This window comes from Streptomyces sp. NPDC002130 (assembly GCF_040296465.1).
Classification (GTDB): Bacteria; Actinomycetota; Actinomycetes; order Streptomycetales; family Streptomycetaceae; genus Streptomyces.
Genome location: NZ_JBEOXI010000798.1, coordinates 1 through 1492, shown reverse-complemented (window position 1 = coordinate 1492; position 1492 = coordinate 1). Strand labels below are relative to the sequence as shown.

Genomic DNA, 1492 nt, shown 5'->3' with positions numbered 1-1492 from the left:
GGAGGTACCGCGGCGGACGTCACACCTATCCGCGACGGCATCGTGTGGGATCTCCGTCTGCCGCGTACTCTGCTCGCCGCGCTCTGCGGTGCCGGTCTCGGGTTGTGTGGAGCGATCATGCAGTCGCTGCTTCGCAATCCACTGGCCGATCCGTTTGTCCTCGGCATCTCGTCCGGCGCCTCGACCGGTGCCGTACTGATCGTGATCCTCGGAGTGGGGTCGGGAGTGATCGGCCTGTCGAGCGGCGCCTTCATCGGCGCGGTGATCTCCTTTGCCCTTGTGCTGCTGCTCGCCCACGCGGCCGGCGGCACGCCGGATCGGGTGATCCTGGCCGGTGTCGCCGCGACCCAACTGTTCTCCGCGCTCACCTCGTTCATCGTCATCACCTCGGCCGATCCCGAGCAGACCCGCGGCGTGATGTTCTGGCTCCTGGGCTCACTCGGCGGCGCCGACTGGCTCGACGTCGCGCTCTGCGCTGCGGTGGTCGCAGTCGGCCTCGTGGTCTGTCTGACTCACTCCCGCGCACTCGACGCCTTCGCCTTCGGTGAAGACGCGGCGGCGTCACTGGGAGTGAACGTGTGGCGGGTGCGCGTGACCCTTTTGTTGGCAACAGCTTTGATGACCGCGGTGATCGTGAGCGTCGCTGGCGCCATCGGCTTCGTGGGCCTCGTCCTCCCTCATGCGGCACGGGCCCTCGTCGGGTCGAACCACCGCCGACTCCTGCCCGCGTCTGCACTGATCGGCTCCATCTTCCTGGTCTGGGTCGACGCTGTGGCACGCACAGCCATTGCACCGCAGGAACTCCCGGCCGGCGTGGTGACCGCGCTGGTCGGTGTGCCTGCGTTTGCCGTCATCCTCTGGAGACGGAAGGCCAGGCCATGACACTCGAAGCAACCGGTGTCAGCTGGCGGGTCGGCGAGGCGCTCATAGTCGACGACCTCGACGTGTCCCCCATCGTCGGAAGCACGGTAGGACTCCTCGGCCCCAATGGCTCGGGTAAGTCGACACTGCTGAAACTGCTTGCCGGGCAGAACCGTCCGACGTCCGGTGTGGTGGCTCTGGACCGAACTCCGTTGCCTGACTGGAAACGCCGCGATGTCGCGCGCCGGATTGCCACCGTCGATCAGCACAGCAACACCGAGATCGACCTGACGGTAGCCGAGGTCGTCGAACTCGGACGCACACCGCATCGCGGACTATGGGGCGGGCAGTCGGATTCCGACCGCGACGCCGTCCGCGCTGCGATCGAACACACCGATCTCGGCGGCATGCTGGACCGTTCGTGGCACACGCTCTCGGGTGGGGAGCGCCAACGCGCCAGATGCCGCTTCGACGGCCATCTCCGGTAGATGGCGGGTCGATGCACGCCCGCTCTCGTCGCCACCGAACCGATCGACAGCTCCGCATATCCGTTCTCCCCCAACAACTCCAGGGTTGCCGCCAGAACGGCGTCGTCGATCCGCTCGTCGCGGGCGCGCACCAACTACACCAC

2 protein-coding genes are annotated in these 1492 nt (G+C 67.1%); both read left to right on the top strand.

Features of this window, described 5'->3' with window-relative positions:
• The coding region (locus ABT116_RS45640) for a FecCD family ABC transporter permease (RefSeq protein WP_351647028.1) at positions 1-882 on the top strand (882 nt) is incomplete at its 5' end.
• Complete coding sequence (locus ABT116_RS45635; RefSeq protein ID WP_351647024.1) at positions 879-1349, top strand: ABC transporter ATP-binding protein; 471 nt, start codon at positions 879-881, stop codon at positions 1347-1349. The genes ABT116_RS45640 and ABT116_RS45635, both read left to right, overlap by 4 nt.
• Positions 1350-1492: the final 143 nt, after the last annotated feature.

Coding starts and splice junctions, on each gene's coding strand:
- ABT116_RS45635 (WP_351647024.1), top strand. CDS start 879: ATGACACTCGAAGCAACCGGTGTCAGCTGGCGGGTCGGCGAGGCGCTC.